Here is a 13,934-nt window from a genome sequence, read left to right as displayed (position 1 = left end):
CGGACCTCAAGGGGTCTGGCGTCGCGCATTATTGTCACATATGATGATGATCATCATTCGTGATTAATTGCTCCGATAGGAGAGCGACGTGCACACCGCATATCTCGTCATAACGCTCACCGCGATCGCCTTCGATGGATTTTCCGGCGTCGCGGCGCTGGTTCACTTCGCGCCGATTCTTCCGGGGATGGCAAGCGCGGGCGTGCCGGTCTCGTGGTTGAGGTTTCCCATCGGCACGTTGAAGACGCTGGGCACCGTGGGACTCGTTGTCGGCCTGTGGGTTCCGGCCATCGGGATCGCGGCGGCGGCGGGACTGGTCATCTTCTTCGTCTGCGCGGTCTACACCCACGTGCTTGCCCACGACATCACCGGCCAGATGATGTTCGGCGCGTTCCTGCTCGCGCTCAACTGCGTCGCCCTGACGTCCGCGATCGCCGCCCACCCGGGGGTCTTGTGAACATGCGGGCCGCGCGTGCACCATTGCTGCTGGCGCGGTTCAGCACCGCGTTGATGGTCGCCTGGGCGCTCACGCAGGCGATTTTGGCGGGCAACTTCCTCGGCGGCCAATACGACGCGCTGCGGCTGCACGCGCTCGGCGCCCGAGCGATCACCGTCACCTCCGCGGTGCAGATCCTGATCCTGGCGTGGGTCTGGCGCAGCACCCACCGTCGCGGCCCCTTCTTTGCGGGCCTCGTGCAGACCCTGCTGCTCGTCGCCGAGTTCGCGACCGGCGAACTGCGCCTCACCGCCCTGCACATCCCGCTTGGTGTGCTGTTGGTCGCCGGGATCGTCCAACTGGTGACGATGATCTGGCGTATGCCCCTGCCGGCGCGGCATGGCGTCGCGGACCTCGGGGCGACGCGATGAACCGCCGCGCCGTGCTGCGCGCGGGCCTGCTCACCGCGGGTGTGGGCGTCGTGGGCGCCGCGTTGCCGGCCGCGCAATCAGCGCTGGGGCCCGCCGAGCCGGGCGCGCTGCTGGCGAGCGGCGCGCCGCTGCCGCCACGTTTTCGGGTGCCGCTGCCCATACCGGCTCGGCTCGCCCCCGACGAAACCGATGGCGCGACGGACTATTACACCATCACCCAGCGGGTCGCCGACTTGGCGATACTGCCCGGACTGACCACGCAAGCGTGGACGTACGGCGGCACGTTTCCCGGACCCACAATCGAGTCGCGGTCGGGCCGGCGAACCGCGATCCGCCATCACAATGCGCTGCCCGTTCCGGTCGCGGTGCACCTGCATGGCGGTCACACCCCGCCGGACAGCGACGGGTACCCGCTCGACCTCATCGAGCCGCACGCGGCGCACGCCGCGGCCGGCCACCCGGGCATGCACAACACGTCGCGCGATTCCGTTGTCGGACAGCGTGAATACGTCTACCCGATGCAGCAACGCGCGGCCACCCTCTGGTATCACGATCACCGCATGGGCTACACCGGCCAGGCCGTCTGGCGCGGGCTCGCCGGTTTCCACATCGTGCGCGACGACGAAGAGGACGCGCTGCCACTACCGAAAGGGCACCGCGACATACCGCTGATGATCACCGACCGGTCGTTTGGCGCCGACGGCTCGTTCCAGTACCCGACCACAGAGGACGGCGACGTCGCCCTCCCCTACATGAACGGTGTGCTCGGCGACGTCGTCTTGGTCAACGGGGCGCCCTGGCCGGTGCTCGAAACCGACCCCGCACGGTACCGATTCCGGGTGCTGAACGCCTCCAACGCGCGCCGGTACCGGCTGCAGCTCGACCCGCCGCCGCCGGGCGGGTCCGCGTTCACTCAAATAGGAAGCGACGGCGGCCTGCTGGCCGCACCGATCAACCACGACGCGGTCGACCTCGCCCCGGCCGAACGGTTCGACCTCGTCGTCGACTTCTCCCGCTACCCGGCGGGAACCCGGGTGCGGCTCACCAATGCGCTTGGGACACAGTCCGCCTCGGAGATCATGCGCTTCGACATCGTCGGCACCGACCGATCGGACGAAACGACGATTCCCGAGAAACTCAGCGAAAGTTACGCCTCGCTGGAGCCCGGTCGCGCCGTGGCCACCCGCACCTTCCTGTTCGGACAGGGCCGCGCCGGCATCTGGACCATCAACAACAAGCCGTACAAGCCGGGGGTTCCGCTGGCCACGCCGCGCCTGGGTGATGTCGAAATCTGGCGCTTCATCACAGACATCCGGCACCCGATCCATTTACATCTCAACCACTTCCAGGTGCTCTCGCGCAACAACAGGGCTCCCGGCCGCTACGACCGCGGATGGAAGGACACCGTCGATGTCGCGCCGTCCGGGGCGGTGGAGGTCGCCGTCCAATTCACCGACTACCGCGGAACGTACCTCGTGCATTGCCACAACCTCGAGCACGAGGACATGGCCATGATGGCCGACTTCGTCACGCTCTGAGTCGCCGAAACGGCTCGGGCCGACGAAGATTGAGGGCGTGGACGATAGGGCCGAATGCGACCTGGCGTGGGAACTGGCTGATGCGGTCGGCCCTCTACTCACCGACCGCGACCGCAATCGGTTTTACGCCGCGATCGGTTCGGGCGAGTGCTACGCCGCGATCGACACGGCGCTGCAAACTATGGCACAGCGGCGTGCGTCGATGCCTTCCGAGCTCACGGCCAAGCTCACCGCCTGGCTCGGCGCCTACGCGTACAGCGCCGACGCGCCACGGCTACGCGGACTGCTGCGAGCCACCGCAGTGCCTGGCGGTTCAGCGAGTCATTAGTTCCCGGGCGGGCGAAGGCCGAGGGCGCCCAGAAGCTCCTCGCGCCCCCACGGCTTGCTGATCGCGGCCTCGCGAAGTTCGTTGCGCCACTCTTCCCTGTCCCGAAGCCCCAACCGCAGCTTTCCGCGCAACCCCCGCAGCCTCGGTAGCCGAAGCGGCGGTACGGGAATGGGCATTGCCGGTTTGTCGCGGTCCGAGTCGCTCGGGTGGTCGCCGGGGTGCGACGGGCCGCCCTGATGTAGCGCCTTGGGTGCCGTCGGTATGGCCGGGGCGGCCGGCGGTGGCGCCGCGGCGGAGGCCGCCGGTGCCACCGGTTCACCCAGGCCACCGACGGCCGCGGCGTGGCCGCTGACACCCTCCGCGCCCAGCCCCGCGAACATCGGCGAAACCGGGTAGGCGGGGGCCATGGCGGCGGGCGCCGCCGGCGCCGCCGCGACGCCCGGCACGAATGGCGCGGCCGGCCCCGCCGGTGCCCAAGCGGCCGGGGCAGCCGCCGCGGCAGTGGCTCCGCCGACGCTGACGACCCCAGCGCCACCCGGATCAGCGACCGCGGCTGATGATCCACCGCCGCCACTGGGCCCGCCGCCATCACCGGTGACGGCGCCGCCGCCCCCGGCAGTGCCGCCCGCTGGGCCACCGGCCGCCGCCGACTGACCGTTTCCGGCGGCCCCGCCGCCCGCGTGGGTGCCGCCGACGGGCGCGGTGGTGCCACCGCCGACCACCGGGCCGCCGGTTCCGCCGTGTTGCGCGGCATCGATCGCCCCGTGGGCGGTGTTGCCGATCAGATGGCCGGCGGGACTCTGGCTGGCCGCGCCGATGAATTCCTGCACCTTCTGCAGCGGCGACGCGTTGAGGGCCTCGGCTCTGGCATACGCTCCCGCGCTCGCGCGCAGGACCTGCACAAACTGGTCGTGGTAATAAGCCGCTTGGGCGCCGACGGCCTGGTAGGCCTTCGAGTGCGCGGAAAACAGCGCCGATACGAACGCCGACACCGCGTCGCCACCCGGAGCTTCCACTCCCGCGGTCCCGGCTGCTGCGGTCGAATTGGCCGCGTTGATCGTCGACCCCACCGAGGCCAAGTCCCCGGCCGCGGCCGCCATCACCTGCGGCGTCGCGGTCACATCTGACACGAGCCACCTCTCCAACCCCACGGCCAAACTCTTAGGGCGGATCGTATCGCGGTTGGGCCGCGCATCCTAGGGTTCGGGCCCATCAGTGCCCGTCGAGGATCCGGCGCTTTTCGGCCTCGAACTCCTCGGGCGTCAACGCGCCGGAATCCCGCAGCGCCGCCAACGTTTTGAGCCGCTCGAGGCGGACCCCCTCGTCGCCGGGTTCTATCGGCACGGACACGGGCGCCGGCGGTTGGTAGAACGGGTTGGCCGCCACCACCGCCTTGCGCCGGGTGCGGGACAGCCACATGCCCGACAGAATCGAATCGACCAGTCCCACCACGAACAGGCCGACGAACAACCACACTAGAAAGCCGTAGGAACTTTTGTGGCCGAAGGCCAGTCGCGGGTTGATGTATCCGTTGACCTGGCCGTCGGTCGTGATGTTGTAGGTGCCGGCGACGGGAATCTGGGCCACCCACACCCGCACGTGCGCGTCGTTGTTGACCGTCGTTGTGCTGCCGATGTTTTCGTTGACCGCCGGTTGCGCCACCCCCTCGGGCGGCGCGATCGTGACCCCGAGCGGCGGTACCGGCAGGCCGCCGTTGGGGCTGCCGACGACGACGGTGTGCAGGCTGACGGTGACCTCGCCGGCGGGCAGGTACAGGCTTTTCGATCCCGGGATCGGCACCTCGCCGTAGGCGTTGTACTTGTCCAGAAAGAACGCGTTGAGCACCAGCGCGACGATGAAGCCGCCCACCGACACGACCATCAGCGCGACGGCGGCGGACAGCGAGGCCTTCGCGAGCCGTCTGCTGGTCATCCAGGCAGTGTGGCACCGCGGGCCAGGCGATGCGAGCGAAAAGCCGCAAAGCCGACGAGGATCACCAACGCCAGCACCGGCACCCAGTCCCCCAGCCGTTGGTAGGGCGTGACGGTCGACCCCAACGGCACCGCGACGACGGTCACACCCCGGAATCCCGACGGGCACCAGGCCAGGCGGTGGCCTCGCGCGTCGAAGGCCGAGCTGTCGCCCGACAACCCGACGTGCACCGCCGGCCGGCCCGCCTCGACGGCGCGCACCGCGGGCTGAGCGGCCAGCTGCGGCTGCGCCCAACTGCCCTGGAACGACGACGTGGAGCTCTGATACACCAGCAGCCCGGCACCCAGTCGCGCCTCCCGCAGGGCCAAGTCGGAGAACAGGGTCTCGTAGCTGACGAGCGGCCCGATCGGCAGGTCGCCCGCGCGCAGCACCACGGTGCCGCTCCCGCGCTGCCGGTCCTCGGCGGCGGCCCGGCTGTGCCGGGTGATCCAGCCGAAAAGCGGTCGCAGCGGGACGTATTCGCCGAACGGCACCAGCCGGGTCTTGCGGTAGCTGCCCAACACTCCACGCTCCCCGACGAGCACGGCCGACTTGTAGATCCCGCCGCCCGGCGCGGGCGCGTCGACGTTGACCAGCAGGTCGGCGCCCACCCGCCGCGACAGGTCGGTGAGCCGGGCCAGCACCTCCGGATGGCCGCCGAGATCGGATCCCACGCTGCTTTCACCCCAGACGACCAGATCGAGCCGCGCGCCGGCGAGGCTCGCGGTGAGCGCCTCGCTCGCCGCCTCGCGAGAGCCGGAGTCGGCGATGTCGCCGGGCTGCACCAGCGCCACGCGCGCGGTCGCACCGCCGGCCGGCGCGGGGCCCAGCAGATACCACAAAGGGCCGAGCGAGACGCATGCCGCCGCGCAGCCCAGCGCCAGCACACGGCCCAAAGCGCCCCGGTGCACCAGCACGCCCACCACAGCCGTATTGCACGCCGCCACAAGGAAACTCGGCAGCCACACCCCGCCCAACGACGCCGACGCCAGCGCCACGGGCTGCGCGGCCTGCGACGCGCCGAGTGGCGCCCACGAACCGCCGAGCGGCGGCCAGGACCGCACGACTTCGGCCAACACCCACGCGCTGGGCAGCACCACCACGGCCGCGACCGTTCGCCCGGCGCCGACGGGCGGCGACAATAACCGATGCGCCAGCCACCCCCACGGCAGCCACAGCGCACCCACCCCGAAGGCCAGCAGCGGCAGCACCGGGCCGATGCTCGTCACCAGCCAGTACTGGGTGGCCAGCACAAACCCGGCGACACCGCACCAGGCCCGCACCGCGCCCGCCCATCCCGACGGCGCCGCCCGCACCAGCAACAGCAGCGGAACCAGGCCGACCCAGGCCAGCCACCACCACGTCGGCGCGGGGAAGGCGAGCGCGGGCAGCGCGCCGAGCACCAACGCGGCGACCAGATTGCCGCAGGGGTTCGCTGACCGCGACACAAAGAGCAGACTAGGACGGGGCTGACACCGACCAAGGAGTGATACGCATGGCCAACGATCTCGTCGCCACGGTTCCCGACCTGTCGGGCAGGCTGGCAATCGTCACCGGGGCCAACAGCGGCCTGGGCTTCGGGCTCGCCCGGCGCCTGTCGGCGGCCGGCGCCGACGTCGTGATGGCGATCCGCAACCGCGCCAAAGGGGAAAAGGCGATCGAGGAAATCCGCGCCACGGTTCCCGACGCCAAGCTGACCATCAAGGCCCTCGACCTGTCGTCCCTGGCGTCGGTCGCCGCCCTGGGCGAACAGCTCAACGCCGAGGGCCGCCCCATCGACATCCTGATCAACAACGCCGGCGTCATGACGCCGCCGGAGCGCGACACCACCGCCGACGGCTTCGAATTGCAGTTCGGCAGCAACCATCTCGGGCATTTCGCGCTGACCGGCCACCTGCTGCCGCTGCTGCGTGCCGCCAAGGGCGCCCGCGTCGTCTCGCTGAGCAGCCTCGCGGCCCGCCAGAGCGGCAAGATCCACTTCGACGACCCGCAGTTCGAGAAGTCCTACGCCGCCATGTCGGCCTACGGCCAGTCGAAGCTGGCGGTGCTGATGTTCGCGCTCGAGCTCGACCGGCGCAGCCGCGCGGGCGGCTGGGGCATCGTGTCCAACGCCGCGCACCCCGGCCTCACGAAAACCAACCTGCAGATCGCCGGGCCCTCGCACGGCCGCGAACGGCCCGCGCTGATGGAGCGGCTGTACAAGGCGTCCTGGCGTTTCACCCCGTTCTTGTGGCAGGAGATCGACGCGGGGATCCTGCCGGCGCTGTACGCGGCCGCCGCGCCGCACGCCGAGGGGGGCGCGTTCTACGGGCCCCGCGGGTTCCAGGAGCTGGCCGGCGGCGGGGTCGCTCTGGCCAGGGTGCCCAAGCTCGCCCGCAACGAGGACGACTGCCGGCGCCTGTGGGAGCTGTCCGAGCAGCTCACCGGAGTCAGCTATCCCGGGCCGAACTGACTATCGTTGATGCATGCGGCCGGAACGGCGAATGCCCGAGTCGAGCATCGTGGTCCGGCCAGAGCCGACGGACAGCGCGACCTACACCCAGTCATCCCGGCTGCAGGCCGCCGGCCTGGCCCAGGGCATCGCGCTGTTCGAACGCGCCGCCGAGCAGGTGCCGATCCCCGCGCCGCCCCAGCCGATCGTCATCGCCGACTACGGCACCGCCAACGGGCACAATTCGCTCAAGCCGATGTCGGCCGGCATCGCGACGCTGCGCCGGCGCACCCGCCACGACCACGCGATCCTGGTGGCGCACACCGACGTGCCGGACAACGACTTCACCGCGCTGTTTCGGACCCTGTCCGACGACCCGGACAGCTATTTGCACACGGACACAACGAGTTTCGCCTCGGCGATCGGGCGGTCGTTCTACGGCCAGATCCTGCCGTCGAACACGGTCAACCTCGGCTGGACGTCGTGGGCGACCCAGTGGGTGAGCCGAATCCCCTGCGAGCTGCACGATCACGTGCACGTGGGCTACAGCAGTGACGACGCGGCCCGCGCCGCCTACGCGAATCAGGCCGCGGTCGACTGGAACGACTTCGTCGCGTTCCGGGGCCGCGAGTTGGTTCCCGAGGGGCGGCTGGTGGTGATGACATCGGGCGTCGACGACGACGGCACGTCCGGCTTCCGGCCGCTGCTCGACGCCATCGTCGCGGCGCTGGCCGATCAGGCGCGCGACGGCCTGCTCGACGAGGACGAGCGGCGCCGCATGGCCATCCCCACATTCGCCCGCAGCGAGAAGGACTTTCGCGCCCCGTTCGCGCCGAGCGGGCGGTTTGAGGGCCTGACCATCGAGCATCTCGAGATGTTCAACGCCGAGGACCGATTCTGGGCCCGCCTCCAAATTGACGACGACGCAAACGCTTTCGGCGCGCAATGGGCGGCCTTCGCGCGGGCCGCGCTCTTCCCGGCCCTGGTGGGCGGGCTGAACGGCGGCTCCGGCGACCCGCGCGCGGTCGCTTTCGTCGAACAGCTGGAGAGCGCCGTTGCTGGACGTCTGTCAAGCGCGCCGCAGGCCATGCGGATTCCGATCGCCACGGTGGTGCTGGTCAAGCGCGGCCGATCGCAGTGACGAGAGTTTCGGCACGCCGCCGCAGCGGGTAACCCCCGGGGATAGTCGCTGCGACTCCAAGGGGGTACGTGCATGAGCGTGCAGGACGACAAAGAGACTGGCCAGGAAGAAGACCAGCGGGCCACCGACCAGGAGTCGGGCAATGAAGGCGACCGGCAGCAAACCGAGAAGCCGGAGCCGAACGAGGAGCACAAGGAAAAGGCCGCCGAGATGATGACGGCCTACGAGGACCGCCCCACCCTGGTGCTGCCGGGTTCCGCCGCGATGGTGACGGGCACCGCGGTCAACGATTGGCTGGACGAGGACGGCAACCCGAAATCCGAGTCGCCCGAGGGCGCCCCGTCGGACCAGCAGGACGAAGGCAAGGACCCCGAGGCCTACCAGGAACAAGTCGAAAAGGACAAGGCCCTCAACGAGGAGCTGAAGAAGGCCGCGGCCCAGGAGAACAAGGGCGAAAAGCGTCCAACCGGAAGCTGATTCAGCGACCGTGCGAGGCGAGTTCGCCGAGTAGCGTCGGGATTTCCGGGAACCCGGGGATCGGCGCGTTGATCCCCGGGATCCGCGGGATCGGCGGGATCGCGGGGATTTGCGGGATTTGCGGGATCGGCGGAACCGGCGGCGCAGCAGGTGGGGCCGGGGCGGGCGGTGGGGCCGCCGGCTCGGGCGGTGGGGCCGCCGCGGGCGGGGCGGCCGGCGGAGCCGGTGCCTCGGTGGGTTCTTGGGCGGGCGGCGGTGCGTTCGTCGCGGCCGGGGGCGCCGCGGGCGGGTTGGTGTCGACGCCCGAAGGCGGGGGCGGCGACTGGGTCGCCGGGGGCGGCGCCGGGGCCGCCGGAGTCGTTTTGCCGCCAGGCGTCGTCGCCGGCTTGTCGCCGGAGCCCAGCCCGATCGCGAGTGCGGTGCCCACCAGCGCGATAGCGATCAATGCGCCGATCACCGCCACCAGCGGCAGCCGGCGCCAGGGAATGATCGAGTTCTTGCGCTCCGCGGGTGGCCCCTCGGCCTCCTCGAACTGCAGCGCCGGGCGGGCCGACGTGCCGCCGACTCCGGCGGGCGGGACCGGCGACTGGCCGGCGGCCTGCGACCAGGCCACCGCGGGCATCATCACCGGCGCGGGCGCCTGGGCCGTCGCGGTCCCGCCGGCGCCATGAGTCGGCCAGACCCGGGGAGGCGGCGGCGCCAGCGGCGCCATCGCGGTCGCCGTTGCCGGCGCGGCCGGGCTCAGCGCGGTCGCGATGTTGTGCCCCGGGGGCTGCGCGGCCCGCAGGGCGGCCCCGGTGGCCGCGGCCAGTTGGGGGCGCGGCGTCGTGATGACCGGGACGCGGAAATGTCCCGACAGCGTCGTGGTGACCGCCGGGATGTTCGCTCCGCCGCCCACCGAGACCACCGCGACGAGGTCGCGAATCTTGTTGCGTCGCAAGGTCTCGTCCAGCGCCGCCACGAAATTGGTCAGCGCTCCGCGGATCGCCTCCTCGAGTTCGATCCTGGTGAGTCGGATGGCGCTGTCGGGCAGGGTGGTCACCGTCTTCGACGACAGTTGCTCCTTGGCGACGCGGCACCCGGCCCGCAGCCGGCCCAGCGCGCCGATGGCCGAGGTGCCGGACGGGTCGAATGACCCCGTGTTCGCCATATTGGCCATGACGGCGGTCAGCAACGCCTGGTCGATCATGTCGCCGGAGAAGTCGCGGTGCCGCACGGTCGGGGCCAGGGCCTGGTAATCGCCGGCGGCGTCCATCAGCGTGATGCTGGTGCCGCTGCCGCCGAAATCGCACACGGCCACGGTGCCGCGCGCCGGTATGCCCGGATCCGCCCGCACGGCGAACAGCGTCGCCGCGGCATCGGGCACCAGCACCAGCGGTCGGCCGGGATCCGACCATTCGACCACTCGACTCAGCGCGGCCCCCGTGGTCTCCACTGTCTTTTCGGGCCAATGGGATGGATAGGTCACCGCGATGCTTTCGGGCAGCGGGCGCCCGCCGGTCGCGGCGTAGGCCAGCGAGCGCATCGCGTCGGCGATCAACGCGTCGCTGCGGTGCACGGACCCGTCGGCGGCCACGATTCCCACCGGGTCCCCGATCCGGTCCACGAAGCCGGTGATGATCAGGCCGGGCTCGTCGAGCCTGGGGTTTTCCGAGGGCACGCCGACCTCGGGCGGGCGTTGGCGATACAGCGTGAGGACCGGCTTGCGGATGATCGCCTGGTCCGCGGTCACGGCCGCCAGGTTGGTGGACCCAATCGACAGGCCCAGCGCGGGCCTAGCTGTATCGACCATCTATCCACCAATCCCCACGTTCAGCAGCACCCCCATCGTGCCGCCACAAGCTATAGCCAGTCTCAGCGCATGCTATGCGTGAGCTGTATAACGACACAGCCGTCGCTGTGCCCTCAGCGAATCGAGCCCGCGCCCGCGATCAGCGGGAGGTCGAGCGGGGTGACCCAGCCCGGGCGCAGGTCGTTGACCGCCGGCACGGCGTTGAGCGCCCGCATGCCGGTGGCCAGGCACCCGGCCGTGGCCGGGTCGCGGCCCGAGCCGTCGGTGAACCGGAACGCGGTCTCCTGGAAGATGCTCGGCGTCCCCTCGATGTCGACCCGGTAGACGTCGTTGTCGTGGCCCGACGGCCAGTCGGGCGCGGCGTCGTTGCCGATCCGGTTGACGTGCTCGAGCTGGATGCGCGTCTCGCCCTTGTAGATCCCGTTGATGGTGAACCGGACGGCGGCGACGTGCCCGGGCTTGATGACGCCCTTGACCGTGGTGCGCTCGGTGGGCGTCACCCACTTGTCCCACGTGGTGGTGATCTCGTCGAGCATGATGCCCGCCGCGTGCGCGATCATCGGCACGGTGGCGCCCCACGCGAAGATCAGCACGCTGGAGTTTTCCAGCATCGGGCTGTATTCGGGCTCGCGGCCGATGCCCATCTCGACCTCGTAGTCGCCCTCGTAGTTGGTGTAGTCCAGCAGCTCCGACGCGCGCACGCGGCGCACCTCCGAGCAGACGCCCATCAGGGTCATGGGGAACAGGTCGTTGGCGAAACCCGGGTCGATGCCGGTGGTGAAGCACGACGATCCGCCCAGCTCACACGCCTCGGTGATGGGCTCGATCCAGTTCGGCGGGTTCAGGTGCATGGTCGGCCAGACCCACGGCGTCATCGCGGTCGAGCAGACGTCGATGCCGGCCCGCAGAAACCGGGTGATCAGCGCGATGTTGGCGTCGGCGTGCATCGCCGTCGGGCCGTAGTGCACCAGCGCGTCGGGCCGCAGCGCGATCAGCGCGTCGACGTCGTCGGTGGCGATGATGCCCACCGGTTCGGGCAGCCCGCAGATGTCGCCGACGTCGCGGCCGATCTTGTTGGGGTTGCTGACCCCGACGCCCACCAACTCGAACAGTGGATGCTTGACGATCTCGGCGATCACCATGCTGCCGACGAATCCGGTGCCCCAGACCACCACGCGCTTTGGGTCGTGTCCCGACATACACACCTTCCTGAGCATCAGCCCCCGGTTCACCCTATAGACCAGGCGATGTTTGTGGTGACACGATGGGAAACCATGATCAGTCATCTGCGCGGGCCCGCGGTCCTGTTGGCGATCGGCGTCGCGCTCGCAAACGGGTGCGGCGTAGCGAGCGCGATCCCCGAGAACCCCAGGGTCATCTACGAGGTGAGCGGCCCGGCCGTCGCCGAATACATCTCCTACCAATCCGACAACGGCCAGCAGCACGCGGTGAACGTCAAACTGCCCTGGTCGACCCAGTTCACCGGATTCGGCGGCGAGGTGTTCGCGCTCAGCGCCCAGGGGCCGGGCCCCATCTCGTGCAAGATCAAGCTCGACGGCAACGTGGTCAGCGACGCGACGGCGACGACGGGGACGCCGGCCCGAACCGTGTGTACGCACTGATAACGGCCGGCCGTGCCACTTAGGACAGGTATCGCGACTCGCGCAAATGGGGCGCCGCCGCCCGAGATTCCGCTGGCCGACATTCACCTCGAGTCGCTCGAGTTCTGGGGGTTCGACGACGACTACCGCGACGGCGCCTTCGCGACCCTGCGCCGCGAGGCGCCGCTCTCGTTTTGGCCCGCCGTCGAGTACGAGGGGTTCGAGGCCGGCAACGGGTATTGGGCGCTGACCAAGCACGACGACGTGCACTACGCCAGCCGTCATCCGGACGTCTTCAGCTCCGCGGGCGGCATCACGATCGGCGACCAGATGCCGGAGCTCGCCGAGTATTTCGGCTCGATGATCGTGACGGACGACCCGCGACACCAGCGACTGCGCTCGATCGTCAGCCGGGCGTTCACCCCGAAGGTGGTGGCGCGCATCGAGGCGTCGGTGCGCGAGCGGGCGCACCGACTGGTGGCGGGGCTGATCGCCAATCATCCCAACGGCGAGGCCGATCTGGTGAGCGAGCTCGCCGGTCCCCTGCCGTTGCAGATCATCTGCGACATGATGGGCATCCCCGAGGAGGACCATCAGCGCGTATTCCATTGGACCAACGTCATTCTCGGGTTCGGCGACCCCGACCTGTCGACCGATTTCGAGGAATTCACCCAGGTTTCGATGGACATCGGCGCCTACGCCACCGCGCTGGCCGAGGATCGCCGCGTCAACCATCACGACGACCTGACCACGAGCCTGGTGGAGGCCGAGGTCGACGGCGAGCGGCTCACGTCGCAGGAGATCGCGTCGTTCTTCATCCTGCTGGTGGTCGCGGGCAACGAGACGACGCGCAACGCGATCAGCCACGGGGTGCTGGCGCTGTCGCGCTACCCCGACGAACGGGACAAGTGGTGGGCCGACTACGACGGCCTGGCGGCCACCGCGGTCGAGGAGATCGTGCGGTGGGCCTCGCCGGTGGTCTACATGCGGCGCACCCTGACCCGCGACATCGAGCTGAGCGGCGTGACGATGAGGGCCGGCGACAAGGCCGCGCTGTGGTACAACTCGGCCAACCGCGACGAGTCAAAGTTCGCCAACCCGTGGATGTTCGACGTGGCGCGCGACCCCAACCCGCATCTCGGTTTCGGCGGCGGCGGCGCCCATTTCTGCCTGGGCGCCAACCTGGCCCGCCGCGAGATCAGGGTCGCGTTCGACGAATTGCGCCGCGAGATCCCCGACATCGTCGCGGTCGAAGAACCCTCGATGCTGCTGTCGCAATTCATCCACGGCATCAAGAGGTTGCCGGTCGCGTGGACGCCAAGGAGCTGAACGGTGAAGAGACTCACGGTAAGCGTCGTGTTCGCCGTCGCCGCGTTGGCGCTGGCGCCGAGCGCCCACGCGGGCATGACGCTGGGCAACTACAAGGTGGACACCAACCGCGATCCCGGCCACATCTGGATGTGGTCGGTTCGGCAGTGCGTCGACGGCCAAGCGGGATGCGTTCATGTTTCGGCGGTTCCGCAACCCAACGGGCAGGCGGCGCCCTACGACGGGAATGCTTTTCTGTCCGACGGCCGCTACACGTTGGCCGTCGATGTCCCCGACGGCGTGCGCTGCGTGGTGCAGTTCCTTCCCTCGCATGACGTGTACTCGTGGGATGCGGTGACGTTGCAGGGCCAGGTGGAGTCGACGTTCGCCACCGGTTGCGGCGGGTCGCCTGGCGGGGTGAACACCTACCCCTTCTCGCTGGTGCGCTGGTAGCCCCTCGCCTTCTTCTCGCGTTCCCCT

General features: G+C 69.9%; 15 protein-coding genes. 10 read left to right on the top strand and 5 right to left on the bottom strand.

The genetic code is table 11. From position 1 onward, the window contains the following. The first annotated feature begins 88 nt into the window (after positions 1-88). The 4 genes from AC5Y2S_RS26420 to AC5Y2S_RS26405 are packed head-to-tail and all read left to right on the top strand — an operon-like array spanning position 89 to position 2,733. A complete protein-coding gene (locus tag AC5Y2S_RS26420; RefSeq protein WP_499959402.1) occupies positions 89-457 on the top strand; it encodes a DoxX family protein in 369 nt (122 codons plus the stop codon). A 2-nt stretch (positions 458-459) separates the two neighbouring features. After that, entirely contained in the window at positions 460-867 is a 408-nt protein-coding gene (locus tag AC5Y2S_RS26415; RefSeq protein WP_499959401.1) for a hypothetical protein, read from the top strand. Continuing rightward, entirely contained in the window at positions 864-2,405 is a 1,542-nt protein-coding gene (locus AC5Y2S_RS26410; protein ID WP_499959400.1) for a multicopper oxidase family protein, read from the top strand. The genes AC5Y2S_RS26415 and AC5Y2S_RS26410 overlap by 4 nt, the downstream gene beginning before the upstream one ends. A 37-nt stretch (positions 2,406-2,442) precedes the next feature. Next, positions 2,443-2,733, top strand: a complete 291-nt coding sequence (locus AC5Y2S_RS26405; protein WP_499959399.1) for a hypothetical protein — start codon at positions 2,443-2,445, stop codon at positions 2,731-2,733. On the opposite strand, the gene AC5Y2S_RS26400 is transcribed toward AC5Y2S_RS26405, so the two are convergent. From AC5Y2S_RS26400 to lnt, 3 genes are all read right to left on the bottom strand, one after another. Continuing rightward, entirely contained in the window at positions 2,730-3,863 is a 1,134-nt protein-coding gene (locus tag AC5Y2S_RS26400) for a PE family protein (RefSeq protein WP_499959397.1), read from the bottom strand. The genes AC5Y2S_RS26405 and AC5Y2S_RS26400 overlap by 4 nt on opposite strands. Before the next feature lie 82 nt (positions 3,864-3,945). Then, complete coding sequence (locus AC5Y2S_RS26395) at positions 3,946-4,665, bottom strand: SHOCT domain-containing protein (RefSeq protein WP_499959396.1); 720 nt, start codon at positions 4,663-4,665, stop codon at positions 3,946-3,948. After that, complete coding sequence (gene lnt / locus AC5Y2S_RS26390) at positions 4,662-6,110, bottom strand: apolipoprotein N-acyltransferase (protein ID WP_499959514.1); 1,449 nt, start codon at positions 6,108-6,110, stop codon at positions 4,662-4,664. The genes AC5Y2S_RS26395 and lnt overlap by 4 nt, the downstream gene beginning before the upstream one ends. Before the next feature lie 89 nt (positions 6,111-6,199). On the opposite strand from lnt, the gene AC5Y2S_RS26385 reads away from it, so the two are divergent. The 3 genes from AC5Y2S_RS26385 (at position 6,200) to AC5Y2S_RS26375 (ending at position 8,753) form a co-directional block, all read left to right on the top strand. After that, entirely contained in the window at positions 6,200-7,156 is a 957-nt protein-coding gene (locus tag AC5Y2S_RS26385) for an SDR family oxidoreductase (protein ID WP_499959395.1), read from the top strand. 13 nt (positions 7,157-7,169) lie between these two features. Next, complete coding sequence (locus AC5Y2S_RS26380) at positions 7,170-8,276, top strand: class I SAM-dependent methyltransferase (protein WP_499959394.1); 1,107 nt, start codon at positions 7,170-7,172, stop codon at positions 8,274-8,276. Positions 8,277-8,348: 72 nt separating this feature from the next. Continuing rightward, entirely contained in the window at positions 8,349-8,753 is a 405-nt protein-coding gene (locus AC5Y2S_RS26375; protein ID WP_499959393.1) for a hypothetical protein, read from the top strand. A 1-nt stretch (position 8,754) separates the two neighbouring features. On the opposite strand, the gene AC5Y2S_RS26370 is transcribed toward AC5Y2S_RS26375, so the two are convergent. Together AC5Y2S_RS26370 and AC5Y2S_RS26365 are read right to left on the bottom strand one after the other, a co-directional pair. Next, complete coding sequence (locus AC5Y2S_RS26370) at positions 8,755-10,545, bottom strand: DUF7159 family protein (protein ID WP_499959392.1); 1,791 nt, start codon at positions 10,543-10,545, stop codon at positions 8,755-8,757. Between the two features lie 113 nt (positions 10,546-10,658). Then, complete coding sequence (locus tag AC5Y2S_RS26365) at positions 10,659-11,744, bottom strand: NAD(P)H-dependent amine dehydrogenase family protein (RefSeq protein WP_499959391.1); 1,086 nt, start codon at positions 11,742-11,744, stop codon at positions 10,659-10,661. Positions 11,745-11,819: 75 nt separating this feature from the next. Here AC5Y2S_RS26365 and AC5Y2S_RS26360 point away from each other — a divergent pair, with 75 nt between their 5' ends. Genes AC5Y2S_RS26360 through AC5Y2S_RS26350 form a run of 3 tightly spaced genes read left to right on the top strand, consistent with a single transcriptional unit; the run spans position 11,820 to position 13,907 of the window. Further along, on the top strand, positions 11,820-12,167 hold the full coding sequence (locus AC5Y2S_RS26360) for an MmpS family transport accessory protein (protein WP_499959390.1): 348 nt from the start codon (positions 11,820-11,822) through the stop codon (positions 12,165-12,167). Positions 12,168-12,179: 12 nt separating this feature from the next. After that, complete coding sequence (locus AC5Y2S_RS26355; protein WP_499959389.1) at positions 12,180-13,475, top strand: cytochrome P450; 1,296 nt, start codon at positions 12,180-12,182, stop codon at positions 13,473-13,475. A 3-nt stretch (positions 13,476-13,478) separates the two neighbouring features. Next, positions 13,479-13,907, top strand: a complete 429-nt coding sequence (locus AC5Y2S_RS26350; RefSeq protein WP_499959388.1) for a hypothetical protein — start codon at positions 13,479-13,481, stop codon at positions 13,905-13,907. Positions 13,908-13,934: the final 27 nt, after the last annotated feature.

The sequence above is a fragment of the Mycobacterium sp. NGS69 genome, from assembly GCF_059812165.1.
Note: the sequence above shows the minus strand (reverse complement) of the source record. Positions and strands in the feature narration are given on the sequence as shown.

Coding starts and splice junctions, on each gene's coding strand:
- AC5Y2S_RS26415 (WP_499959401.1), top strand. CDS start 460: ATGCGGGCCGCGCGTGCACCATTGCTGCTGGCGCGGTTCAGCACCGCG.
- AC5Y2S_RS26410 (WP_499959400.1), top strand. CDS start 864: ATGAACCGCCGCGCCGTGCTGCGCGCGGGCCTGCTCACCGCGGGTGTG.
- AC5Y2S_RS26395 (WP_499959396.1), bottom strand. CDS start 4,665: ATGACCAGCAGACGGCTCGCGAAGGCCTCGCTGTCCGCCGCCGTCGCG.
- AC5Y2S_RS26385 (WP_499959395.1), top strand. CDS start 6,200: ATGGCCAACGATCTCGTCGCCACGGTTCCCGACCTGTCGGGCAGGCTG.
- AC5Y2S_RS26380 (WP_499959394.1), top strand. CDS start 7,170: ATGCGGCCGGAACGGCGAATGCCCGAGTCGAGCATCGTGGTCCGGCCA.
- AC5Y2S_RS26375 (WP_499959393.1), top strand. CDS start 8,349: ATGAGCGTGCAGGACGACAAAGAGACTGGCCAGGAAGAAGACCAGCGG.
- AC5Y2S_RS26370 (WP_499959392.1), bottom strand. CDS start 10,545: ATGGTCGATACAGCTAGGCCCGCGCTGGGCCTGTCGATTGGGTCCACC.
- AC5Y2S_RS26365 (WP_499959391.1), bottom strand. CDS start 11,744: ATGTCGGGACACGACCCAAAGCGCGTGGTGGTCTGGGGCACCGGATTC.
- AC5Y2S_RS26360 (WP_499959390.1), top strand. CDS start 11,820: ATGATCAGTCATCTGCGCGGGCCCGCGGTCCTGTTGGCGATCGGCGTC.